Origin of the sequence: Bacillus sp. EB600, assembly GCF_024494385.1 — a bacterium.
Lineage (GTDB): Bacteria > Bacillota > Bacilli > Bacillales > Cytobacillaceae > JAEVLT01.
Genome location: NZ_JAEVLT010000053.1, coordinates 1 through 23,946, shown reverse-complemented (window position 1 = coordinate 23,946; position 23,946 = coordinate 1). Strand labels below are relative to the sequence as shown.

At 39.9% G+C, this 23,946-nt stretch carries 18 protein-coding genes, 1 rRNA gene and 1 pseudogene; 15 read left to right on the top strand and 5 right to left on the bottom strand.

The window, feature by feature from the left end; genetic code table 11:
- The first annotated feature begins 143 nt into the window (after window positions 1-143).
- The 10 genes from rrf to JN080_RS26355 all read left to right on the top strand — a co-directional run bounded on the left by rrf (window position 144) and on the right by JN080_RS26355 (window position 13,906).
- Window positions 144-260, top strand: a 5S ribosomal RNA gene (gene rrf / locus JN080_RS26400).
- A 436-nt stretch (window positions 261-696) separates the two neighbouring features.
- Window positions 697-1,929 (top strand): MFS transporter, encoded by a 1,233-nt coding sequence (locus tag JN080_RS26395; protein ID WP_256238937.1) that lies wholly within the window; start codon window positions 697-699, stop codon window positions 1,927-1,929.
- A 402-nt stretch (window positions 1,930-2,331) separates the two neighbouring features.
- Window positions 2,332-4,689, top strand: coding sequence for a nitrite reductase large subunit NirB (nirB, locus tag JN080_RS26390; protein ID WP_256238936.1), 2,358 nt, complete (start codon window positions 2,332-2,334; stop codon window positions 4,687-4,689).
- A 79-nt stretch (window positions 4,690-4,768) separates the two neighbouring features.
- A complete protein-coding gene (gene nasC / locus JN080_RS26385) occupies window positions 4,769-6,910 on the top strand; it encodes an assimilatory nitrate reductase catalytic subunit NasC (protein ID WP_256238935.1) in 2,142 nt (713 codons plus the stop codon).
- 128 nt (window positions 6,911-7,038) lie between these two features.
- Entirely contained in the window at window positions 7,039-9,456 is a 2,418-nt protein-coding gene (nirB, locus tag JN080_RS26380; RefSeq protein WP_256238934.1) for a nitrite reductase large subunit NirB, read from the top strand.
- A gap of 21 nt (window positions 9,457-9,477) precedes the next feature.
- The gene (gene nirD, locus JN080_RS26375) at window positions 9,478-9,801 is read left to right on the top strand and encodes a nitrite reductase small subunit NirD (protein WP_256238933.1); all 324 of its coding nucleotides are present in this window, start codon (window positions 9,478-9,480) and stop codon (window positions 9,799-9,801) included.
- 151 nt (window positions 9,802-9,952) lie between these two features.
- On the top strand, window positions 9,953-10,729 hold the full coding sequence (gene cobA / locus JN080_RS26370) for a uroporphyrinogen-III C-methyltransferase (RefSeq protein WP_256238932.1): 777 nt from the start codon (window positions 9,953-9,955) through the stop codon (window positions 10,727-10,729).
- A 38-nt stretch (window positions 10,730-10,767) separates the two neighbouring features.
- The gene (locus JN080_RS26365) at window positions 10,768-11,949 is read left to right on the top strand and encodes an MFS transporter (protein ID WP_256238931.1); all 1,182 of its coding nucleotides are present in this window, start codon (window positions 10,768-10,770) and stop codon (window positions 11,947-11,949) included.
- Between the two features lie 265 nt (window positions 11,950-12,214).
- Window positions 12,215-12,697 (top strand): hypothetical protein, encoded by a 483-nt coding sequence (locus tag JN080_RS26360; protein ID WP_256238930.1) that lies wholly within the window; start codon window positions 12,215-12,217, stop codon window positions 12,695-12,697.
- A 207-nt stretch (window positions 12,698-12,904) separates the two neighbouring features.
- Entirely contained in the window at window positions 12,905-13,906 is a 1,002-nt protein-coding gene (locus JN080_RS26355) for an LLM class flavin-dependent oxidoreductase (RefSeq protein ID WP_256238929.1), read from the top strand.
- 65 nt (window positions 13,907-13,971) lie between these two features.
- On the opposite strand, the gene JN080_RS26350 is transcribed toward JN080_RS26355, so the two are convergent.
- On the bottom strand, window positions 13,972-14,334 hold the full coding sequence (locus tag JN080_RS26350; protein WP_256238927.1) for a P-II family nitrogen regulator: 363 nt from the start codon (window positions 14,332-14,334) through the stop codon (window positions 13,972-13,974).
- Between the two features lie 20 nt (window positions 14,335-14,354).
- A complete protein-coding gene (locus JN080_RS26345) occupies window positions 14,355-15,575 on the bottom strand; it encodes an ammonium transporter (RefSeq protein WP_256238926.1) in 1,221 nt (406 codons plus the stop codon).
- A 310-nt stretch (window positions 15,576-15,885) separates the two neighbouring features.
- Here JN080_RS26345 and JN080_RS26340 point away from each other — a divergent pair, with 310 nt between their 5' ends.
- The 3 genes from JN080_RS26340 to JN080_RS26330 all read left to right on the top strand — a co-directional run bounded on the left by JN080_RS26340 (window position 15,886) and on the right by JN080_RS26330 (window position 18,699).
- Window positions 15,886-17,040 carry a ParM/StbA family protein gene (locus JN080_RS26340; protein ID WP_256238925.1) on the top strand — a complete coding sequence of 385 codons (1,155 nt, stop codon included), beginning with the start codon at window positions 15,886-15,888 and terminating at the stop codon, window positions 17,038-17,040.
- A 16-nt stretch (window positions 17,041-17,056) separates the two neighbouring features.
- Window positions 17,057-17,755, top strand: a complete 699-nt coding sequence (locus JN080_RS26335) for a hypothetical protein (protein WP_256238924.1) — start codon at window positions 17,057-17,059, stop codon at window positions 17,753-17,755.
- Window positions 17,756-18,147: 392 nt separating this feature from the next.
- Complete coding sequence (locus tag JN080_RS26330) at window positions 18,148-18,699, top strand: hypothetical protein (protein WP_256238923.1); 552 nt, start codon at window positions 18,148-18,150, stop codon at window positions 18,697-18,699.
- Between the two features lie 1,943 nt (window positions 18,700-20,642).
- Here JN080_RS26330 and JN080_RS30055 read toward each other — a convergent pair.
- Window positions 20,643-20,759 (bottom strand): annotated as a pseudogene (locus JN080_RS30055) (DUF8096 family protein); the annotation flags it as partial.
- A gap of 186 nt (window positions 20,760-20,945) precedes the next feature.
- On the opposite strand from JN080_RS30055, the gene JN080_RS26325 reads away from it, so the two are divergent.
- A complete protein-coding gene (locus JN080_RS26325) occupies window positions 20,946-21,728 on the top strand; it encodes a CsxC family protein (RefSeq protein WP_256238922.1) in 783 nt (260 codons plus the stop codon).
- A gap of 159 nt (window positions 21,729-21,887) precedes the next feature.
- Here the strand turns inward: JN080_RS26325 and JN080_RS26320 are convergent, their stop codons facing one another.
- Window positions 21,888-22,070 carry a DUF8096 family protein gene (locus tag JN080_RS26320; RefSeq protein WP_256238938.1) on the bottom strand — a complete coding sequence of 61 codons (183 nt, stop codon included), beginning with the start codon at window positions 22,068-22,070 and terminating at the stop codon, window positions 21,888-21,890.
- A 161-nt stretch (window positions 22,071-22,231) separates the two neighbouring features.
- Here JN080_RS26320 and JN080_RS26315 point away from each other — a divergent pair, with 161 nt between their 5' ends.
- Window positions 22,232-23,008 (top strand): CsxC family protein, encoded by a 777-nt coding sequence (locus JN080_RS26315; protein ID WP_256238921.1) that lies wholly within the window; start codon window positions 22,232-22,234, stop codon window positions 23,006-23,008.
- A gap of 354 nt (window positions 23,009-23,362) precedes the next feature.
- Here JN080_RS26315 and chrA read toward each other — a convergent pair whose 3' ends face one another.
- Window positions 23,363-23,899, bottom strand: a complete 537-nt coding sequence (chrA, locus tag JN080_RS26310) for a chromate efflux transporter ChrA (protein ID WP_256238920.1) — start codon at window positions 23,897-23,899, stop codon at window positions 23,363-23,365.
- Between the last annotated feature and the right edge of the window lie 47 nt (window positions 23,900-23,946).

Below are 23,946 nucleotides of genomic sequence, written 5' to 3'. Positions count from 1 at the left end.
CAGTATTGTTGAGCACGTTATTTGTTTGTTTAGTTTTGAGTGAACAAACACTCGCCAAATTTGCTCCTTCACCAGAGCGTATTCGATGAAGATTATATTCAGCTCGCAACAGGCCAGCAAGGGTGTAAATTCAATGGTGTAGGTCTGGTGGCGATAGCGAGAAGGTCACACCCGTTCCCATACCGAACACGGAAGTTAAGCTTCTCAGCGCCGATGGTAGTTGGGACTCAAGTCCCTGTGAGAGTAGGACGTTGCCAGGCACAAAAAAGACAACCCATTTAGGGTTGTCTTTTTTTATACATATAAAAGCAAATTTTCTAATGAATAATATAACATAAGGATCAAAAATGAGAGGAAATCTAGTTATTTTCTTCTCGAAAGGAGTTGTGGCAATGCAAAAAACTGCAGGCATCAATCATATTTTGGCGTAAGATTGAACATATACAAACAAAAGCTAATTTCTTCTCAGTGGGAAAGAAAAGGCGCTTTATATTGATGTAAATTGAAGTGTGAACCTTACACAATTTACCTGTAAATTATTAAACTACATTTTGTCCACTGAAAATACTTGTCCACTAACAATACGCATTATAAAACGTATAAAAACCATGTGAGGAAATATGACAACATTAGTGATTTTTATATCAACATTTAATAACATAAGCATCAAGAAAAAACTACCTGGGAGGAATAAAAATGGATGTAAAGAGCTTTAAAAAGGCAGGTCATTTTCCAAGTTTGCTGTCGGGATTCCTTTATTTTGATGTTAGTTTTATGATTTGGGTGCTGTGCGGAGCGGTGGCTTTGTACATTACGAAAGATTTTGGTTTGACAGATGCACAAAAAGCAACAATGGTTGCTCTCCCTAGTTTAGGTGGGGCGTTACTTCGGATTCCGATGGGCATTTTAGCTGATAGGATTGGTTGTAAAAAAGCAGGAATTATAGGTATGACGATTACGATTATTCCGCTGCTTTGGGGATGGCTGGCAGGAAACAGTCTATCTGAGGTTCATTCCATCGGTCTATTGCTTGGAATTGCTGGTGCAAGCTTTGGAGTAGCATTGCCGCTTGCAGGTCGCTGGTATCCGCCCCAGTATCAGGGGTTAGCGATGGGAATTGCCGGGGCAGGAAACAGCGGAACAGCAATTGCGACCTTATTTGGACCAAAAATTGCCGAAGCTTATGGCTGGCACAGTGTTTTTGGAATTGCTATTATCCCATTAATTCTTATTTTGACTTCTTACATTTTGATGGCGAAAGATAGTCCGAATCAACCCGAACCAAAGAAGTTTTTTAAGTATTTATCAGTATTTCGACATGCAGATACTTGGTGGTTCTGTTTGTTTTATGCGATTACGTTCGGTGGTTTTAGCGGATTGGCCAACTACTTTAGTATCTTTTTCTATGATATCTACGGGGATCAAGCAGTAGCCGGTGGATTAACAAGAATTCAAGTTGGGTATTTGGTCACGATCACGGTTATTGCAGGAAGCTTTTTCCGGCCAGTTGGAGGGCTTATCGCAGATAGGATTGGTGGTATGAAATTTCTGCAAATCCTGTTTGCTTGTGTAACGATTTGCGGATTTCTGGTAACGACAATGCCACGTTCCTTCATGACAATGCTGCTTATTACGAGTGTAATGATGGCATGCCTTGGAATGGGGAATGGTTCGGTGTTTCAAATTGTACCGCAGCGTTTTCCAAACGAAATTGGTGTCATGACCGGAATTGTTGGAGCAGCTGGTGGTTTTGGCGGTTTCTTGTTGCCTAACTATATTTTAGGACCAATGAAGCAAATGACAGGGACGCACGTTGCAGGATTTATAACCTTTACATCGATTGGGCTTGTCATAACGATTATATTTTTTGCCGTATCACGAAGCTGGAGAAAATCTTGGGCTTCGGAGAAATCGGGAGTGAACTTTTAGAGGTTATCTACGGTTATAAGAGTATATGAAAATTTGTCCTTTTGAATAGATAAGCAAATTAAGAGGACAAAATACAAATCCTAGCAGTCAAACATCGCTGTGTATCGTTAAATTAAATAATATCAATTTGAGTCTTCCTTGGGAATTAAATTGAAAGGTCCGTTTGTTTTAGAGCAGAAGCAGCCGGACACTTCAAACTACCTAAAGGGGACTTTTTTTACTATTTAGAAGCTCTTCAATCCTTTCATAAACCTGCTTTTCCCATACAATCAAAGGAACCTAGGTTATTTTCTATGTGAGAAAATGTGACATGAATTATTTTTTTGTGACAATTTTGTGAAACAATAGGGTAATACCGTATAAGTTTACGATTATCCTTTATAACTTCGTGGAGGTTTAATAATGAATAAACAAAAATTAGTAGTAGTAGGAAATGGAATGGCGGGTACACGGTGCATCGAGGAGATTTTGGAAAATGATCCTAATCTTTTTGAGATTACTGTTTTTGGAAGTGAACCGCATGTTAATTATAATCGCATTTTATTGTCAACCGTCCTGCAGGGCAGCACGTCCTTTGACGATATTACGATAAATGATCGTGAATGGTATCAAAAAAATAAAATTCAACTATTTACAGGAGAAACAGTTTTAAAAATTGACATAGAAAAAAGGACGGTAAAAACAGATAAAAAAAGGGAAGTATCTTACGACAAACTCATTATTGCTACCGGATCAGTTCCGTTTATGATCCCGATCCCAGGCATTGAAAAAGAAGGAGTTATTACATTTAGGACCATTGAAGATTGCCAAAAAATGATCGAATCATCAAAAAAATACAAAAGAGCTGTTGTAATTGGAGGCGGATTGCTAGGTCTAGAAGCTGCGAGAGGGCTGTTAAACCTTGGTATGGAAGTGAATGTTGTTCATATCGCCAGTTATTTAATGGAAAGACAGCTTGATCCGACGGCAGCAAAAATGCTGGAAAAAGCGTTAGAGAATCAAGGAATGAATTTTCTTTTAGAAAAAGAGACAGAAGAGATTATTGGAAATGATCGTGTTGAAGGTCTCCGCTTTAAGGATGGAACGGTGGTAGAAGCTGACATGGTCGTTATGGCAGTAGGAGTTAGACCAAATATCCAATTAGCTAGGGAAAGTGGAATTGCTGCAAACCGGGCGATTCTTGTTAATGACTTTATGGAAACGAATGTCCTAGATATTTATGCCGTTGGGGAGTGTGCTGAACACCTTGGTGTGGTTTATGGTCTTGTTAAACCACTTTATGAACAGGGGAGGGTATTGGCAAAGCATATTTGCGGGTTGGACACTAAGGGATACCAAGGCACGGTTCTGTCGACCCAATTGAAAATATCCGGTGTTGATGTATTCTCTGTTGGTCAGTTTGCTGGCGATGCACCAGCCAAAGCAATTACAATTCAGGATGACTTAAATGGTGTCTATAAAAAAGTTGTCTTCCAAGAGAAAAAAATGGTTGGTGCTGTTTTGTTTGGAGATACAAGCGAGGGTTCAAGATTTTTAAAGATGATTCTTGAAAAAAAAGAGCTATCTGAAGCAGAGAAGACCCTGCTGTACCAAGCATCTGAAGATCGTGTAAGTCCAGTTATTTCGATGGGTCTAAGTGATATTATCTGTAATTGTCACGCAGTCTCAAAGGGAACAATAGTTGAAGCTGTTCAGCAGGGGTGCTTAACAACTGTTAAACAAGTAAAAGAGTGTACAAAAGCTTCAGGATCATGTGGTGGCTGTAAGCCTTTGGTAACGGAACTTTTATCCTACATCCAAAGTGATTCATTTGATGAAGTGATTGAACATAACACTATGTGCTCCTGTACCAATTTAACAGAAGATGAAGTCGTTCGGGAGATACAGTTGGGAAATCTTTTATCTGCACAAGAAGTGATGGCTGCGTTGGGTTGGAAGCAATCGGACGGATGCTCAGTATGCCGCGGGGCATTAGATTATTATTTAGGAATGATCCATCCAGATTACGGAAACTTTGTAAATGAGAATATGGATGCGACAAGGCAAAGTGATGGTACGTATTCAATTATTCCCCAAATGTATGGAGGTATGACAAACGCCGAACAGCTAAGGAAAATAGCTGATGTTGTTGAAAAATATCGAATTCCGAATGTCACTGTAACAAGTGGACAAAGAATTCTTTTAATGGGGATAAAAAAGGAAACCCTCCCAAATGTATGGTCCGATTTAAAAATGCCTTTACGTCCTCCTCATCGATATTCGATTCAATCTGTCAAAACAGATATTGGTGATGATGTTTGCCAATGTGATAAGCTTCCATCCCTTCAATTGGCGGCTCTTTTAGATAAAAAGTTAGAATTTCTAAAAACTCCTCACCCAGTCACTATTTGCGTTTCGACTTGTATCCATAGTGGGGAAGAGGCAATGACAAAAGATATCGGTTTAATTGGCATTGATCGCGGCTGGGAAATACACGCTGGTGGACAAAGTGGACGTGACGTTCGGGTTGGAGAATTATTATACGTTGCTGAGACTAGCGAAGTAGCAATTGAGATGGTTACGGCATTGATTCAATATTACCGCGAAACAGCAAGTTATTTGGAACGTTCAGGACAATGGATAGACCGAATTGGCCTAATCCACATTCGTGAAGTCCTTTTCGAAAGGGACCTTCGGAGCCAACTTAATAAACGATTGGAAGAAGATGTTATGAAATATAAGGAAATATTTAAGAGAAGTTTTCTAAGCCAAGAAGTTTGAAGATTTCCTTGGCCTGACACCACTGAAAAGGGAAATTTAAGTTCCCAGACTAATAACAATCGGTAAAGGATGAGACAAAATGACAGAAATGCTCTTAAAATACTTCCGCACACAGCAGAAAAAGGTACAGTCGGAAAAGGTATACGACACGCAGTGCCCATTTTGCAGTGTGCAATGTAAAATGCAGTTGATCGAACAAACAAATATTACCAGAAAAAAGTATATAACCGTAGGTAAGGAGAACCCTACTTCTCATGGTCGTTTGTGTATTAAAGGAATGAATGCACATCAACATGCACTGCACAACGATCGCATTAAATATCCGTTATTAAAAGTAAACGGGGAATTTGTACGCATTTCATGGGAGCAGGCTTTGAATCATATTAAGGAAAACTTTACGAAAATCCAATCAGAAAATGGGATGGATGCAATTGGTGTTTATGGAAGTGCGTCCATTACAAATGAAGAAGCCTACTTATTAGGAAAATTTGCCAGGGTTGCTTTAAAAACAAAACACATTGATTATAATGGCCGGTTATGTATGTCTGCAGCTGCTTCAGCTGCGAGTCAGACGTTTGGCATGGACAGAGGCTTAACCAACAGCTTGACCGAAATACCTTTTGTTCAATGTATTATTTTAGCAGGGACAAATATTGCCGAATGCCAGCCGACCCTTATGCCTTATTTTGAAAAGGCGAGGGAAAACGGGGCGTTTATTATTGCCATTGATCCGCGCGAAACCGCAACGACAAAAATGGCCGACTTGCATCTAAAGGTAAAGCCAGGTAATGATGCTGCCTTGGCAAACGGATTATTAAAGGTAATCATCGAAAAAAATTACATTGATGAAGAATTTGTCGAGAATAGGGCGAAAAACTTTGATGAAGTGGAAGAGTACGTTTCTTCCCTAAGCTTAACAGAAATTGCTGAACAGACAGGGGTTCCCGTGGATCAAATCGAGCAAGCGGCTGTCATGTTTGGCCAAAAGGAAACAGGGATGATTTTTACAGCAAGAGGAGTTGAGCAGCAAACGGATGGTTCTCTCGCTGTTCGAAATTTCCTGAATATTCTCATTGCTACCGGAAAGCTTGGGAAACCTTCTTGCGGCTATGGAGCCATTACCGGGCAGGGAAATGGTCAGGGAGCAAGGGAACACGGACAAAAAGCAGATCAGCTTCCTGGATATCGGTCGATTGAGAATGGGGAACATCGGGCCTATATTGCCGATGTATGGGGGATCGAAAAAGACGACCTGCCGAGAAAAGGAGTTTCGGCTTACGAAATGATCCAGAAAATCGATTCAGGTGAAATCACCGGCCTGTTTTTAATGTGCTCGAATCCGATTGTTTCCAACCCGAATGCAAATTTCGTTAAAAATGCGTTTAAAAAGCTTACGTTTCTGGTTGCTGTCGATTTGTTTGTTTCAGAAACAGCTAGGTTAGCAGATTTAATATTACCGTCTACCTCCTATTTAGAGGATGAAGGGACGATGACGAACTTAGAGGGACGAGTCACATTACGGGCAGCAAGCATGTCAAGTCCAGGTGAGGCCAAGCATGATTGGCAAATTATTTGCGATATTGCTCATGCTCTTGGAAAAGGTGAATATTTTACCTTTTCATCTGCAGAAGAGATTTTTAATGAATTAAGGGAAGCGAGCCGGGGGGGTCTAGCTGATTATTATGGCATAACCTATGACCGTCTGAAACGGGAAGGCGGTATTTTATGGCCTTGTCCGACTCATGATCATCATGGGACAGAAAGGTTATTTGAACAATCCTTTGCCCACCCGGATGGTAAGGCTGTTATGGTTGCTGTTCCGAATCATCCGGCTATTCCAAAAGAACAGCCAAATGAAGAATTTCCGCTGTATTTAACAACTGGAAGGGTCATGTCACATTACTTAACAGGTGTACAGACCAGAAAAAGCTCTTCATTGGCAGCAAGAAATTTTGAATCATTTATGGAAATCCATCCGGCTACAGCGAAGAAGTTTGGCATTCAAGATCAGTCGCTCATTAAAATTGAATCAAGGCGGGGGAGCATTGTGGTTCGAAGTAAATGGTCAGAAACGATCCGTCAGGATACCGTTTTTGTGCCCTTTCACTGGGCTGATTCGCAAAATGTGAATATGCTTGTTTCAGATAAATTAGATCCTGCCTGTCGAATGCCGGGATTTAAAGTAAGTGCAGTGAAGATAAGTCCTGTTGATGCAATGTGAAAATTTCCTGCTATTTTTAACAATTTCGAAAAAACCATGGTAGAAAATCTAACGCGAAATGACAACTTCATGCGGAAATGTGATAAATTTGTGAATATAGTATAGGCAGCAAAGGGGAGGAACGTTAATTGGAAAAGAAGAAACTAGTTCTTGTTGGAAATGGAATGGCTGGTGTCAGGGCTGTTGAAGAAATCCTGAACATATCAAAGGATGCATTTGAGATTACTATTTTCGGGGCTGAGCCGCACCCAAACTATAATAGAATTCTATTATCAAAGGTGCTGCAAGGAGATACCGCAGTAAAAGATATTACGCTTAATGATTGGGATTGGTATAAAGAAAATAACATTCAGTTATATACAGGTGAAACGGTTGTTAAAATTGACCACACGAAGAAACTTGTTGTATCGGATAAAGGCAGAGTGGAGCCATATGATGAATTGATTTTGGCAACAGGGTCGAATCCATTTATCCTTCCTATTCCGGGAGCAGATAAAAAAGGTGTTACCACTTTCCGTGATATTAAGGATACAGACGAAATGCTTGAGGCATCAAAAAACTATAAAAAAGCGGCCGTTATTGGCGGTGGATTACTGGGGCTAGAGGCAGCAAGAGGTCTTTTAAACCTAGGTATGGATGTTACTGTCATACATTTGATGCCCTATTTGATGGAACGTCAGTTGGATCCAACTGCAAGTAACCTACTGAAAAAAGAGTTAGAAAAGCAAGGCATGAAATTTTTATTAGAAAAAGCAACTTCAGAGATTCTCGGTATGGATCGCGTTGAAGGGTTAAAGTTTAGCGATGGTACGGAGCTGGAAGCTGATTTAGTGGTGATGTCGGTTGGAATCAAGCCAAATGTTCAATTGGCAAAGGAAAGCGGCCTTCCTGTTAATCGTGGGATTATCGTTAACGACTTTTTACAAACGGATATTCCTCATGTTTATGCAGTCGGTGAGTGTGCTGAACATAATGGAATTGCATACGGATTAGTTGCACCATTGTATGAGCAAGGCAAAGTATTAGCGAAATCCATTTTTGGCGAAGAAACCACGCCATACAAAGGATCTGTTTTGTCCACTCAGTTAAAGGTATCAGGAGTTGAAGTATTCTCTGCAGGTGATTTTACGGAGGATGTGGAAAAGAAATCGTTTAAAGTGTTTGATGAGCAGGATGGGATTTATAAAAAAATAGTGTTGCGTGGAAATAAAATTATTGGGGCTGTTTTATTTGGCGACAGTCGCGACGGCAATCGATTATTTTCAATGATTCAAAAGCAGGCAGATATTTCCGAAACGGCAAAAGTAGCAATTTTACAGCCTGTAGGTGGGGACACAGGAGAAAGCTTAGTTGCCAGTATGGGTGCGAATGAAATTATTTGCGGCTGTAACGGGGTGTCAAAGGGGACTATTGTACAGGCTATCCAGGAAAAAGGGTGTTCATCGGTTGATGAGATTAAAGGCTGTACAAATGCATCTCGCTCCTGCGGCGGTTGTAAACCGCTAGTTGCTGAATTACTGCAGCTTACACTTGGTGAAGAATTTGACGCCAGTGCTCAAAAAGAAGCGATCTGCGGCTGTACGACGTTATCAAGAGATGAAGTAGTTGTGGAAATTAGAGAAAAAGGTTTGAGGAGTACAAAAGAAGTCATGAATGTACTTGAATGGAGTTCGGAGGAAGGCTGTTCTAAATGTCGTCCGGCTCTGAACTACTATTTAGGAATGATCTATCCAACGGAATATGAGGATGAAAGAGAATCACGATTTGTCAATGAACGGATGCATGCCAATATTCAAAAGGATGGAACATTTTCTGTTGTCCCCACTATGTACGGTGGAGTAACAAATTCAAATGATTTAAGAAAAATTGCCGATGTTGTCGACAAATATGAGATTCCATTAGTTAAATTAACAGGCGGACAACGGATTGACCTACTAGGAGTCAAAAAAGAAGACTTGCCTAATGTATGGAAAGATTTGGATATGCCGTCTGGCTATGCATATGGAAAATCACTACGTACTGTTAAAACCTGTGTCGGTGAACAGTTCTGCCGTTTTGGTACGCAAGATTCAATGAGTCTTGGGATCACTTTGGAAAAGAAATTTCAAGGACTTCAAACTCCTCACAAAGTAAAAATGGCTGTGTCTGCTTGCCCTAGAAGCTGTGCGGAATCAGGCTTTAAAGATATTGGCTTTATCGGAATTGACGGCGGCTGGGAGATTTATGTTGGCGGAAATGGAGGAAACCATGTCCGGGGTGGAGACTTGTTATTTAAAGTGAAAACGGAAGAAGAAGTCATGGAAATTACCGGGGCCTACCTCCAATATTATCGTGAAACTGCTAACTATTTAGAACGGACGTCCAAATGGATTGAACGAGTTGGGTTGGCGCACGTGCAATCTGTGTTGGATGACAAGGAGAAACGCAAGGAATTAAACGAACGGATGGATCAAGCTTTATCAACGTACAAGGATCCTTGGAAAGAAGTTGTAAATGATAAAAAGGTCCAAAAAGAATTATTTGAAAATTTGGTAATATCTAAATAATTTTGAGGAGGTAACAGCAGCATGCTAAACACAAGTATAACAAAGCTTCGGGTTGGATCTGTTGATGAGCTGACAGAGCGTTTAGGAAAAACCGTTCGGGTGGGAGAGAAAGAAATTGCCGTTTATAAATTGTCAAACGGGAGAATTCGGGCCATTGAAAACCGCTGCCCACATAAAGGTGGAGTGCTCAGCGAGGGTATTGTGAGCGGCGATTTTGTTTTTTGTCCGATGCATGATTGGAAAATTTGCTTGGATGATGGAAAGGTCCAAGAACCTGATACGGGCTGTGTCAAATCCTATCAGACCGTAATCGAAGGGGAAGAAATTTACCTTCTAATCGACTAACAAATAACGGGATTTTCGTGTTAACGAGATGCACAGCGCATCTGTTAACCGAAAATCCTTTACTACAAGATGGATGCCTTCAACGAAAAGCACCATTTTTTAAGTTAAATTTTTCAGTGGATGACATCAAAGTAAGGATTGGTGACGGAGTATGAGCATTGAAAAGGGAAAAGTCTATATTGTTGGGGCCGGACCAGGGGATCCCGATTTAATTACCATCAAAGCCGTTAAGTGTTTGGGACTAGCCGATGTGATTGTGTACGATCGATTGGTCAATCCTGTTTTGCTTCAATATGGAAAACGGGATGCGGAATTTATCTATTGTGGTAAGGCACCGGGAAACCATTGTGTTCCACAAGAGGGCATTAATCAACTGCTCGTTGAGAAATCTTTAACAGGAAAAACGGTTGTTCGCCTAAAAGGGGGGGACCCATTTATTTTTGGCAGAGGGGGAGAAGAGGCGGAAGTATTGGTCCAATCCGGGATTGAATTTGAAATTATTCCCGGAATTACTTCCGGAATAGCAGCCCCTGCTTATGCAGGAATTCCTGTTACCCACAGGGAGTTAGGGCGGTCCTTTGCTGTGGTAACGGGGCACTGTATAAGTGGAAAACCAGATAAAATTCAATGGAAATACCTTGCTAAGGGTGTTGATACCCTTGCCATTTATATGGGAATTAAAAACCTTCCATATATATGTCAGCAACTGAGTACCTACGGAAAAAATCCGCAAACGCCAATTGCCATCATTGAACAGGGAACAACAGGTTACCAGAGGACGGTCTGTGGTACGCTTGGGACAATAGTGGAAATCGCTGAAAAAGAACAAGTTACCAATCCGGCTATGATTGTGATTGGTGAAGTTGTCAAATTATCAGAAAAGCTATCCTGGTTTCCTGAAAGGGAGAAAGAGATGCTGTCCGTATAATCAAAACTATAATTTCAATTCATACAAGGTGGGCTGCAATGGTGAAACCAAAGGGTCAAACATCTGTACTTATTTTATCAACGATCTCGATGATTATTTCGTTTGCAGTTTGGTCAGTATTTTCATCGATTGCAACGGAAATTCAAAAAATTTATCATTTAACTATTTTAGAAAAAAGTTTACTTATTGCAACACCTGTTTTGTTAGGGTCTATAATGCGCGTTCCGATGGGAATTTTAACGGATCGATATGGTGGCAGAAGGATTTATGCTTTAACTATGCTTCTGCTGGTATTCCCGATGGTTGGAGCAGGGTTTGCTCATTCTTATATCATGTTGTTGTTCTGGGCATTTTTTATCGGCATGGCAGGAACAGTGTTTGCTGTTTCGATTGCCTATGTTTCTAGATGGTTTCCGCTGGAACGACAAGGATTCATTTTAGGAATTGCCGGGATGGGCAATTTAGGATCCGCAGTTGCTAGTTTTTTCATTCCATTCATTTTTTCCCCCTACGGTTTACAATGGGTGTTTTGGAGCTTTGCATTGGTAATAGGAATAATGGCGTTTATTTTTTGGGTCGGAACGAAAGATGGACAAAGACCAAGCGAGAGCAAGACTTTTAAGGAATCATTATCTGTATTAAAATTTAAAGAAACGTGGTTTTTATCTACCTTTTATTGCCTTACCTTTGGAGGCTTTGTGACTTTCAGTGTGTATTTACCCACGTTGTTGTCTGATATTTATAACATGACGTCAGTTGAAGCAGGAATTAATACAGCAGGATTCGTTCTATTTGCTACATTTATCCGTCCGGTCGGCGGGTATATGTCTGATCAGTTCGGGGCAAAAAGATTGTTAACCTTTGTTTTTGGCGGTGTATTTGTAGCTGGATTGTTTCTCGCTTTTACGCTGGACTATTTTACACTCTTCAGTATTGGCTGTATGGTCATTGCTATTCTGGTTGGAATTGGCAATGGAGCCGTTTTTAAGATGGTGCCTGAAGTCTCGTCAGAAAATATGGGGGCAGTAACAGGTATTGTCGGTGCTGTTGGTGGAATCGGCGGATTCTTTCCTCCGATTATCATAGGATTCACAAAGGATTTAACGGGAACTTATTTTTTAAGCTTCGCGTTATTGTCGATTTTCTCTTTGATTTGTCTAATTCTCAATCTTAGGGTTGGAAACAAAAAACATGTTAGCTTTAGTACAAAGAGCGCATGAAAAATTTCATGGCTTGCAGCCTAGTTTCATTCCTTTTTTGTTGATATTGGAATGAGCAGTATGCAGGCCATATTTTTTAAAAAACTTTTTTCGTGCTTTCTATTATGAGTGATTGGATTCTTAATAACATTATTTTCCATAAAGTGATTCCAAACAGCTCCGATACAAGGTTGGGGAATTTTAAGCAGTTCGTACAAGATACTTTGTCGCTGGTAGTGGAATCTCCATATCTATCGCCTCATAGGATAGAATTGGGGGTGATTTATTGAAAAGATGGTTAAAAGCAGTTATTCTAACATACCTCTCACTCTTGTTTTTTGGTGGTTTTTTAGCAATAGGTTTGTTGTGGACGGGAGCCATTGAAAAATCGCTGCCATTTATTTCCGGAATAAAAATCTTTTTGTACTATTTCTTCGCTGGAGCGATCGGCGGGTCACTTCGGCATCTTTACATGTTTTGTTATCACTATATGGAAGATAGATTAAACGATTATCGGCAATGGATTATGTACATTTTTTATCCTATTTTCGCAACTGGAACAGCTGTAGTTGCAGTGACTTTAATCCAAAGCGGTTTATTATTAATTCAGTTCACCGATCATAATGAAACCCCTTATGCACAAATAAGCATTGCTTTCTTTGTTGGTTTTGGTTTCAACAGGTTCGTAAAAAAGCTAAATGATGTATCAAAAGATTTATTTCAAACAAACAAAAATGAAAATAAGAGGTCGGACATAACAAATAAATAATACGAAAGAGCATGAAAAGAATTGTAATTTGCGAACGGGAGAAAATATCAGGTATAAAAGTTGACAGAAAAGATTCTAACTTGAAGGAATGTTTCATCGATAGGTGCCTGTCCTCAAGAATTCATAAGCATTTTAGTTTGTATCCAATCTTCAAATTGTTACTATAGCTGTAGTACTAAATTTTCACCATGAAAGGACAAATGATAAATGGCAACAATTCATGTACCTGTCTCTGTTTTAAATCTAGCTCCGATCCGTGAGGGACAGACTTCGAAGCAAGCCATTGAGGCAATGGTTGACCTTGCACAAGCCGTAGAGAAAATGGGGTATCGGCGCTATTGGATTGCAGAGCATCATAATACTGCGACACTTGTCAGTTCAGCGACGTCGATTTTAATTAAACATACTTTAGAGCATACCCGTCATATTAGTGTTGGGTCAGGTGGGATTATGCTCCCAAATCATTCCCCATTAGAAGTGGCTGAACAATTCGGAACGATGGCCACGATTTATCCCAACCGTGTAGATCTTGGTCTTGGCCGCGCACCTGGTACAGATATGATGACTGCAAATGCCCTCAGACGCTCGAAAAATGATTCAATATATACCTTTCCTAATGATGTCAAGGACTTGCTTACCTATTTTGGTCCGGAAAATCAGCAAGCCTATGTGAAAGCTTATCCTGGTGTCGGTACGAATATTCCAATCTATATCCTTGGCTCGTCCACGGATTCAGCTTATTTAGCAGCGAGTTTGGGACTGCCTTATGTATTTGCTTCCCACTTTGCACCAAGATATATGGAAGAAGCTATTTCGATTTATCGCAAATATTTCCAGCGGTCAGAGTACTTGGACCAACCGTATATGATCGTATGTTTAAATGTAATTGCAGCTGAAACCAATGAAGAGGCGAAATGGTTATCGACTACGATGCAGCAATTTTTCCTAAATGTTATCCGTGGTACCCAAAATCCGTTACAACCGCCTGTTGATGATATGGACGAGGTTTGGAATCCTTCGGAAAAAGAAATGTCTACATCCATGTCAAATGTAACTTTGTTGGGGAACAAAGTTACGATTCAACAACAGTTAACGGATTTTCAAGAAAAATATGGTGTAAATGAAATCATGGCGGTATCCTATATCTTTGATCCGGAAAAACAAAAACGTTCGTATGAAATTTTGAAAGAAGTTGTTGACGGGAAATAATTTATCTAAGCAGTTAAAATTTGAACCCCAAAAAAGAGTAGCTCTCTTTTTGGGGTTCATGTTTTCTACTTTGTGTTTTGCAGTGCATCACAGCCTTCTTCACCGGTGCGAATTTTTATGGCATTAGCGATTTCATAGACAAATATTTTCCCGTCACCAGGCTGCCCTGAATTTAAGACTTTTCTTGCTGTGTCAATAACAAGCTGTACGGGAACTTTACAAACGACGATCTCAACCTTGATCCGTTCATACATGTTAACGTTTAACTTCTTACCTCGATACGATTCCGTATACCCTTTTTGAAAACCGGCACCAAGAGCATGGGTAACAGTAATCCCACCTACACCGATTTGGGCAAGGGCTTGTTTCAACTCTTCAAATTTTGTTGGACGGGCAATAATTTCAATTTTGGTCAATACTTCAGTCATATGATCACCCTTTTTAGAAATTATGATTCGTGATAGGCTCGTTCTCCGTGTAGTGTAATATCTAATCCAATCGATTCTTCATCTTCATTTGCCCGTACGGGGATAAAGACGTTTACGACTTTAATAATAATGTAGGAGGCGATTCCTACAAATAAATATGTGGCGGCAATCGCAATGAGCTGTTTTAAAACTAAGCTGGGGTCTCCATAAAATAATCCATTCGCTCCGGCTGAATTCACGGATTTTGTTGCAAATAGGCCTGTGGCAATTCCGCCCCACGTCCCGCCGAGCCCATGTAATCCAAATGCATCAAGGGCATCATCATATCCAAATTTTTGCTTAAGCCAGAAGACTCCCCAATAACAGATCACACCTCCGAGGAATCCGATCAGAATGGAAGATAGTGGCGTCACAAATCCAGCCCCAGGTGTGATTGCTACTAGACCTGCAACTGCACCTGAAATAGCTCCTAGCATGGTCGGTTTTTTATTTATCAGCCATTCAATAAGTATCCAGCCAATAATTCCGGCAGCGGCTGCTGTATTCGTATTGATAAACGAGTACATTGCTACGGCGTTGAGGGTTAATGCACTTCCGACATTAAAGCCATACCATCCCATCCAGACTAAGGCTCCTCCTAATATCGTAAGGGGAAGGTTATGTGGAGTTGTTGAGATGGCATCTTTTCTTTTTCCGATAACAACCGCAAGTACAAGTCCGGTAACCCCCGAGGAAATATGAACGACGTTTCCTCCTGCGAAATCAAGTGCTCCAAGGTTACGGATCCAGCCTCCTACACCCCAAACCCAATGAGCTACAGGAGAGTATACAAAAATGGACCATAAAACCGTGAAGATAGCAAAAGCGGAAAAACGCATCCGCTCTGCAAAGGCTCCTGAAATAAGTGCTGCCGTTAGAATCGCAAAGTTAAGCTGGTACATCATAAACAGGTTATGAGGAATCGTTGCACTGTATTCAGTAATAGGCTTAAAGGTTACACCTTTTAGTTCCGCCCAATCTAGAGCCCCGATAAAAGCATTTCCGTGTAAAGAAAATGCGAGTGAATACCCAAATAAAATCCAAATAATTGAAACAATGGCGATCGAACCAAAACTGTACATCGCAGTGCTTAAAACGTTTTTACTTTTTACCATTCCCCCGTAAAATAGGGCAATTCCTGGTGTCATAATCCAAACGAGTATAGTTGATAAAAACATAAATACTGAATCGCCCATCACCATAATTGTAATCTCCTCTGCTGAATATTCATGTTATGTTTTATTACATTTCTTGTTAATAAAACTATCATATTATTTTATTATCCTTTTTGCAACGGAAAATTTTGATAATTCAAATTGTTGAAAAGGCATTATGGCATGTTTTATTACATGCTAATTACTGAAAGATGTTAAAAAACCTCTGTTTAATGGAAAAGTTAAAAATAATGTCGAAACTTGTATAAAATAATCTAAATAATTTATATATTTAGACAAGCGGGTCGGAACATTATATACTTGTTAACGGGAAAGAACATGAAGGAGAGGAATAATAATGGAAATAAAACGTCAGAACGTCGATTTTGGTAATTCAATCTTTCAAACTTTAGTGGATGGCTATTATTTTGAGATACCTACAAATGTAGTTGAAATAACGAAGGATAAGGCAGATGGCCACTTTCCGTCATCTATACAGGAACCGCATTTATTTTTGCAAAGTTTGCTCATTTCAACAACAATGGATGGGGAAGAAAAGTATTATCTAGTGGGGGATGCAGCAGAAAAACATGTGTTAGGTAATATACATATAAACAAATTACATGATAAAACGGAATCTGAAATTCCCTATGTGATGTTCCTGGCCTCCGTTGCTTATTACAATGTACTAAAAGGTAAAGGCAAAGAAGATAACAGAGTGAACGTAAACTATTTTTCAACTATGCTTCCGATTTGGTTGCTTAAAAAAACGAACAAGTTCAGTGAAATGCAAAATAAAATGGCCAACCGCTTTCAGGGGGATCATAAAGTAACGATATTGACCCCAGGATTAGAAAGAGTTGTAACCATTCACGTCGAAACAAGCAAATGCCGGATTGAAAGTGAAGTTGCTCGTTGGGCTATTAAAAAGGATTTTGATTTACAAGACCGAGAGGAAGCCAATTCCTTCAAAAATTTTGAAACCCTAATTGTTGATTTGGGTGGAGGAACCGTGGACCTTGCACTGCTCCAAACAGGGCTGCAGGCTCCTAAGAGCAGGGATTCCTTTAACTGTTTTCCTGATATCTCCTATTTAAAACATATTGAAAAACTAAGAAGTGAAAAATTGCTTGAGCATTTTGATGATGTTCGCTCGTTAGAGGAATTTATTATCAATAACATTGAAAAGCCAAAAATGGAACAAAAAGATGGAAACAGCGGTAAAAAGGTGGATCTCACAGAACAAATCCATGAGTCACTAAGGGAATATACGCAAATTTTGATCACGAAGATTGAAAATACATTTCCATCACCAAAAGATAAGGTCTATAAATATGTCTATATTGGTGGAATTGCTTTTATCCTTCAGCAATTCATCCAAGATTGGATCGATAAGATGTATGGGGAAGAAATAAGGAAGGAAAATCATATTTTCTTGCCAGATACAAGAAAACTAAATATATATGGTCTTGAAGTTTTGAGCAGACATGAAACAAACGTCATTAACGCATAGAAGAGGAGTGAAACATATGAGCAACCAAACTAAACCCTTCGGTAAAGTGTTCGTTGATGGATTAAACGACATGTATTCAAATCTAGGTGCTCAAATGGCTGCGCCTTTTTACATCCTGTCTGACGTTTTTCTTCCTACTGGTAAGCTTTCCACGGATGTAGGTGGATTAATGACTAATGAAGAAGAAAATACATGTAAGCAAGAAATGTTTGCTTTAAAAAAGTCTGAAATGCTGCCAGAAGTCTACTCATTTCTTGAGAAAAAAGCTCAAGAAAATGAGTTATCCAATTATCTAACGAAACTTGTTCTCCTGGATATGCATAAACCAGACAAAGAAGAGTATGGTACATTATTGGATTCACTACGAAATGAATTTTTAGGGGAGATTCATAACCTTAAAAGAGAACTCGCTTTAAGTTCTGTTTCTACCCAAACAGACGAATTGCGGGATTATGTAACCAAGCTTGTTGAGCAGAATTCGCATAAGTCTGACAAAGCAGAGTTCAGATCGCTGTTGGATTCACTGCGCAATGAGTTTTTAGGAGAGATTCACAATCTTAAAAAGGAACTTGCTATACGTCCTGCGGCTGTTGATCATAATACGTCAAGACCTGTTTTGAACCATGAAGAAGTGGATGATATGAAAGAAGGCCAATTACTTGAAAGTGATCGAGTGATCGGGACTATTGAAGAAGTAATCGATGTAGATTTTTAACGATTAAGTAGGGGAGAAAGCTCCTCTACTTTTATTTTTTATATTCAAGATTAGGATGGACGAATACTGTTGAAAAAATAAAAATGGGACGGGCTTTTCTAGGGGGAAAAAGCATCAAAGAAATTCAAGGCAATTAAATATCATTTATAGTGCTTTAAGGAAGTTGGTGCACTAGAGAATTGGGTCAACCAAACAAAACAGTGATAGAACGAAGTGTAATCGGAATTATCTCACAAGGGAACATCATTAATACAAAATTTTAAGCTGAAAGAAGCTCATTTCCATCTTCTGGAACATAACATGTAGTGCAAAAGATAGAAAAAGTAAACAAAGAATTTACATTCTTTATTAATCTACTATCTTTTCTAAATATGGTGTTGGGGAGAGGTAAAATGCAAACAATTTCTGAACAAGATATTCGTAATGCGGTCGAAACGATGCAAGCAACAGGAATGGAAGGTTTCTTAATTGAAGAACCAATAGCAATGAGTCCACCAGGTCCTGGCTCTAAACGTTCAGGCCGTTCGAGTCGCTCAAGAGGTTCGGGGCGCTCAGGTCGTACGGGTCGCTCAAGACGGTCAGGTCGCCGCCGTACCACAGGTCGCCGCCGTACCACAGGCCGCCGCCGTACCACAGGCCGCCGCCGTACCACAGGCCGCCGCCGTACCACAGGCCGCCGTCGTACTACAGGCCGCCGCCGTACCACAGGCCGCCGTCGTACTACAGGCCGCCGCCGTACCACAGGCCGCCGCCGTACCACAGGCCGCCGCCGTACCACAGGCCGCCGCCGTACCACAGGCCGCCGCCGTACCACAGGCCGCCGCCGTACCACAGGCCGCCGTCGTACCACAGGCCGCCGCCGTACCACAGGCCGCCGCCGTACCACAGGCCGCCGCCGTACAACGGGTCGTCGCCGTACCACAGGCCGCTCAAGACGTTCATAGTTTCTGTTAATAATTTTAGCTAAAAAACTGTATATGTATATTTACTCATCAATACCCGTTCGCAAAAAAATCATTTTTTTGAACGGGTATTTTATATACAAAAAAGGCACTTTAAACATCCCTAAAATTCTAAAATCATAATTACGTCGCTAAACGGGCGCTTGCACTTTTCTAATGAATCTGTGTTAACTTCCACAGTAGATCTGATAACCCATTGGGAAACTAACCACGGAATGTGGTAGTGGGCTTTGGAGTCAGCAAGCCTCGCGGAAAAAGGAGATTGGATTAAGGGAGGGGCGATCACTACAGTCAATTGTTAAATGTAAAGTTTGGGAGGGGAATGAAAATTAACACCCTAAACTTTTGATGATTATTTATTCTGAATATTTCGCTATTTTGTCACAAAGTTACAGTGAATCCGCTTTTTCTTATGTTATTATATAGATGTAAAAGATAAATAAAGAAAGGTTAACATCTTAGGAGACTCAGCCATACGTGTTCGTTCCGTTTGTGAACGAGTAAGTAAGGTTATTCCAAATTAATTGTTTGGAGAGTGGAGTGATGCTTACCTTATTAGACAAGGTGGAAGTCAATCAACTTAATCCTTTTGTAAAAAGCATTTTCTTGAAATTACAGAAAATGTTGCTGGGGAAAATCCACTCCTAATTAGGGACCTTCGGAGATCACACTGGTAATCATCTCATCAAATCTATGATCCTTGTATTTATCTAGAAAGGATAAACACTCTACAAATAGTGAATATTTCGTAGAAATGCATTCTTATCGAAAACTACTTTCTCTCAGGTGAATGGAAATTTCGTGAAGAAGGAATTTTTGTTGCCGAAATAAATAGAAAGTGGAGATAATCAATGGAGTAGTACAAATAGACTTAGAAAACTATTTGTAGGTGAGCTGGAGTAGTGTAGATTTTTAAAAGCTAACCTATTAGGAAAAAAGTTATTGATTTACAAGTTGAATAGTTGATGTAAGAGTTTTACGTCAACATATGATTCTAAAAATCCTTAGTTAAAAAAGCAAGCATTGCCATGAAGCTGTTCCAAATAAGGGAATAATGAGTTTAAATCGGTACCATACCGAATGAAGTTGTTTCATTAAGGAATTTGAATTCCATTTATTACATGTGAATTAATTCCTTCAACGGAACAAGCACACATTAGCGAATGTACCAAAGCTACTTTTTAAAACAGGTGGAAACCTCAAGTAGAGAATTGGGAAACAATTGGCTGATGTCATGGTTGGGTCTCTTAAGATGTTAACAATGTTAAGAAGCTTTCTCATTGAAAAGCTTCTTTTTATTGTGCACCCGGCATGGGTGCAGTCTCTAGGGTGTCCGTGGTGACGCGGAATCTGAAGGAAGCGGGCGGCAAACCTCCATCTGAGGAATACGAACTTCATATAAGGCTAGGTACCATTGGATGAGTCTGCAATACAAGATAAAGTCCTTACTCCCGAAGGTGGTACAGGGTAAATGAAGCAGATAGGTGGAGGGAAAGACTACACTCTTACCCGGGGAGGTCTGATTGAAGTGCCAAGTACACTTGGTAAGCTATCCAGCAATGGATAGCTGAACAATCAGAAGTCAGCAGATGTCATAGTACCATTCTAACTCAAGATAGAATGGGAAGAACTGAACTATTAAGAGAGAATAAATCTGCACATTCGCTGATTGCGTTGAACACAGACAATCCGAAAGGACTTACCTAAAGAGGGAAGCGGTGTATCCGCTGGGGACTTTAGGAGGGTGGGGGAACTTCCCTTTAGCCCAATAATTGTGTGCATTCTACGCATTGGATGCTGCATTGAAAGTTCTTTTATTAGTGAAATTGGCTTGTTGGATACCGTAAAGCCAAAGAAAGAAGAACGTCGGAAAGCCGTATGAGGGAAAACCTCACGTACGGTTTAATGAGGAGGAAGTGAAAGTTACACTCCCTGAGGAAGACACCGTGCGAAACGGATGATTTAAAGGCTGTATTCCCGCAATTATCGCAGACACCGCTGACCTTATCGGGATATTCTTTAAAATTGTAAACATATCCGTTTCTTTTTTGCTCATAAAATAAAAATAATCATTTTGTTGAAAAACATCGCGTCACAATAAAACCCATTTTTTATAAAATGGGAAAATGACTATTATACGAGCCCTTATTTTAAAATTTATGGTGCATATTCTATCAACATAGAGAGCGACAAAGCCTCTAAATAATATAATGAAATGAGGTTATTTAATGGCATTTGGATGTAATGATCAAGGCATGATCCCCCCGGTTTCCCCCGTTCCTTGTCCAGTATCGTCAACAGAACAAATACCGTTAACGAATTTAGGTACCACAGTAACTGGAGTAACTCCTATGGCAGTTACCACAACAATTAAAGTTCCAGTTGTAGTGGCAGAACCAACACTTCAAATTGTGGTAGAGGCAAATATTCCCCTTACTCCTCCAGCAACAGAAATTAAAAGAGTGAAAAAAAGTGTATTTCTACAGCAGGTTAAACTGGTTCCGGTTGCATTTACACGTATTGATGGTACTGACTTTTTTACCGTTACAAGAGCTAAATTATTTGTAGCAGGTCATATTCGCAAAAATATTGAATATGCCTCTAACGCATGTAACGGAGCACTTCAAGATAAAATTGCCAATGTACCATTTAGTGGTTTTGCAGACCTTGTGGGTGCTGCAATTATTAATCCAGCCATCGTAGGTATTTCAGAAAGTGCCGAGGCTAATTTCCTTAATGAGACAACCAACTTAGATGCTCGCTTGGATAAATTTTTCTTCCAAAATCTTGTCAAATTCAATGAACAGCCATTTGGTGAGCTAGTTGCCGCAAACTTCTTTGAGCTTGATTTTTCACCTACGATGGTAGCAGCTCAGAGACCTTTTAACAAATTGCGCGAAAAAATCGTCCTAGACCTTACTTTAAAAGTATTACAAGTCCAGCAACTTGCGATTACTGCTACTGCAGTAGTTCCTGTTCTTCCAGGACTTACTCCTCCAGTATCTCCTTAATGGATGTTCTTCAAAATAAATGAAAAAAATATAAAAAAATTTAAGATTCAAGCTGTCAATTTGACAGCTTTTTTATTCTTTATTGTTCATCTTAATTTTGGAGGGAGCTGGCGAGAATGGCACTGTTAACATCGTAATGTCACGCCATTTGTGAAAGTCCTAAATACTTTTTTTCATCCCGCAATTTTTACACTCCCTGAGGAAGACGCCGTGCGAAACGGATGATTTAAAGGCTGTATTCCCGCAATTATCGCAGACACCGCTGACCTTATCGGGGTATTCTTTAAAATCGTAAATGATGCTCGTATCATAGCCGTTTGTTTTTTGCTCATAAAAAAAAATTAATCATTTTGTTGAAAAACATCGCGTCACAAAAAACCCATTTTTTATAAAATGGGTAAATGCCTATTATACAAGCCCTTATTTTAAAATTTATGCTGCATATTCTATCACATAGAGAGCGACCAAGCCTCTAAATAATATAATGAAATGAGGATATTTTTATGGCATTTGGATGTAATCAGCAAGGCATGATTTCCTCGGTTTCCCCCGTTCCTTGTCCAGTATCGTCAACAGAACAAATACCGTTAACGAATTTAGGTACCGCAGTAACTACTGGACCAGCAGTTACCACAAGAATTAAAGTTCCGGTTGTAGTGGCAGAACCAACACTTCAAATTGTGGTAGAGGCAAATATTCCCCTTTCTCCTCCAGCAACAGAAATTAAAAGAGTGAAAAAAAATGTATTTCTAGAGCAGGTTAAACTGATTCCGGTTGCATTTACACGTATTGACGGTACTGACTTTTTTACCGTTACAAGAGCTAAATTATTTGTAGCAGGTCATATTCGTAAAAATATTGAATATGCCTCTAACGCATGTAACGGAGCACTTCAAGATAGAATTGCTAATGTGCCATTTAGTGGTTTTACAGACCTTGTGGGTGCTGCAATCATTAATCCAGCCATCGTAGGTATTTCAGAAAGTGCCGAGGCTAATTTCCTTAATGAGACAACCAACTTAGACGCTCGCTTGGATAAATTTTTCTTCCAAAACCTTGTCAAATTCAATGAACAGCCATTCGGTGAGCTAGTAGCCGCAAACTTCTTTGAACTTGATTTTTCACCAACGATAACAACAGCTCAGAGACCTTTTAACAAATTACGCGAAAAAATCGTCCTAGACCTTACTTTAAAAGTATTACAAGTCCAGCAACTTGCGATTACTGCTGCAACAGTAGTTCCTGTTCTTCCTGGACTTACTCCTCCAGTATCTCCTTAATGGATGTTCTTCAAAATAAATGCAAAAAATATAAAAAATTTAAGACTTAAGCTGTCAATTTGACAGCTTTTTTATTCTGCGTGCCTAGGCAATGATGGGTGCTTTTGACGAGACGGCGGGATTCACTTCACGTTACAACCTGTTAGTTTGCTCGGACTCTGCTAGAGAGTATTTTGTCACAACTCCTAGATTTCACGCTTTATATGACAAAATTTATCGTCCTGATATTCTCTCGCAGAGGGGCTACCGGGGCGGTTCCGGTGGGTTAATCACCTCTCCCTACTCGATTGCCCTTTTCCTATTCAGGTGCTAATTGAGTTTTCGTATAAATAGAAATGAAAAATTTCATGCTGTTTATATATGTGGAAGGATCACGCCGCCATATATAAAGGCGGCTAGAATTATAAAAGCTGGGTGTAGTTTAAATTTTGTAAGAGCAATGAGTGAAATGATGCCAATAACTGCCGATTGAATAATTCCGAGTGAATGGAAGGAATCACTGAACATTTGCCATGTCAGAATACCCATCATAACAGCAATAACCGGTTGGACTAGTAACGTCATTCCTTTGACGATTGGTGATTGCCGATGTTTACTCATTAATTTTAAAAGTAAAATTAATGCGATCGCTGACGGCAGGATGGTGGCGACCAATGCGATAAGTAAGCCCCACCAGCCTAACACGTCATAACCGACGTAGGCAGCGATTTTCGTGGCAACCGGTCCAGGAAGGGAATTTCCTAATGCTAGCATCTTCGAGAATTCAACGTTATTTAACCAATGATAATGGGTAACAATTTCTTCATACATCAACGGGATAGAAGCAGGTCCGCCTCCGTATCCAAGAACATTGGCAAGAAAAAAGCCCCAAAAGATATAAACCGAAACCATTATGCCGACATCCCCTTATTTTTCGATTTATGTTTGTTAATTCGATT

Bases quoted from the DNA above. Each gene is read 5' to 3' on its own strand.
- JN080_RS26395 (WP_256238937.1), top strand. From the start codon at position 697: ATGGATGTAAAGAGCTTTAAAAAGGCAGGTCATTTTCCAAGTTTGCTG.
- nirB (WP_256238936.1), top strand. From the start codon at position 2,332: ATGAATAAACAAAAATTAGTAGTAGTAGGAAATGGAATGGCGGGTACA.
- nasC (WP_256238935.1), top strand. From the start codon at position 4,769: ATGACAGAAATGCTCTTAAAATACTTCCGCACACAGCAGAAAAAGGTA.
- nirD (WP_256238933.1), top strand. From the start codon at position 9,478: ATGCTAAACACAAGTATAACAAAGCTTCGGGTTGGATCTGTTGATGAG.
- cobA (WP_256238932.1), top strand. From the start codon at position 9,953: ATGAGCATTGAAAAGGGAAAAGTCTATATTGTTGGGGCCGGACCAGGG.
- JN080_RS26365 (WP_256238931.1), top strand. From the start codon at position 10,768: ATGGTGAAACCAAAGGGTCAAACATCTGTACTTATTTTATCAACGATC.
- JN080_RS26355 (WP_256238929.1), top strand. From the start codon at position 12,905: ATGGCAACAATTCATGTACCTGTCTCTGTTTTAAATCTAGCTCCGATC.
- JN080_RS26350 (WP_256238927.1), bottom strand. From the start codon at position 14,334: ATGACTGAAGTATTGACCAAAATTGAAATTATTGCCCGTCCAACAAAA.
- JN080_RS26345 (WP_256238926.1), bottom strand. From the start codon at position 15,575: ATGGTGATGGGCGATTCAGTATTTATGTTTTTATCAACTATACTCGTT.
- JN080_RS26340 (WP_256238925.1), top strand. From the start codon at position 15,886: ATGGAAATAAAACGTCAGAACGTCGATTTTGGTAATTCAATCTTTCAA.
- JN080_RS26335 (WP_256238924.1), top strand. From the start codon at position 17,057: ATGAGCAACCAAACTAAACCCTTCGGTAAAGTGTTCGTTGATGGATTA.
- JN080_RS26330 (WP_256238923.1), top strand. From the start codon at position 18,148: ATGCAAACAATTTCTGAACAAGATATTCGTAATGCGGTCGAAACGATG.
- JN080_RS26325 (WP_256238922.1), top strand. From the start codon at position 20,946: ATGGCATTTGGATGTAATGATCAAGGCATGATCCCCCCGGTTTCCCCC.
- JN080_RS26315 (WP_256238921.1), top strand. From the start codon at position 22,232: ATGGCATTTGGATGTAATCAGCAAGGCATGATTTCCTCGGTTTCCCCC.
- chrA (WP_256238920.1), bottom strand. From the start codon at position 23,899: ATGGTTTCGGTTTATATCTTTTGGGGCTTTTTTCTTGCCAATGTTCTT.